General features: G+C 46.6%; 1 protein-coding gene. It reads right to left on the bottom strand.

Annotated features, from left to right (window positions below; genetic code table 11):
• Nucleotides 1–292 (bottom strand): GTPase (locus AAEY62_RS21765; RefSeq protein WP_350636474.1); only part of this gene is annotated, 292 nt, incomplete at both ends.

The raw sequence follows: 292 nt of genomic DNA, 5'->3' as shown, positions 1-292 counted from the left end.
GGCCTGCGGTGTCGATTATATGTAGTGGCATACCATCTATATGTATGTGCTCACGAAGTACATCGCGGGTGGTGCCGGCTATTTCAGTTACGATTGCCGCTTCTCGTCCTGCTAATGCATTAAGTAAGCTTGATTTGCCTGCATTAGGACGACCTGCAATAACGACACGCATACCTTCGCGCATTATGCTGCCTTGCTTAGCTTGATCGGTTACCGTATTGAGCTGGGCAATAATGGCATCTAAATCGCCAGAAACTTTACCGTCAGATAAAAAATCGATTTCTTCATCGGG

This window comes from Pseudoalteromonas sp. GW168-MNA-CIBAN-0100, from assembly GCF_040309225.1.
Lineage (GTDB): Bacteria > Pseudomonadota > Gammaproteobacteria > Enterobacterales > Alteromonadaceae > Pseudoalteromonas > Pseudoalteromonas arctica.
This window is presented reverse-complemented; position numbering and strand designations above follow the sequence as displayed.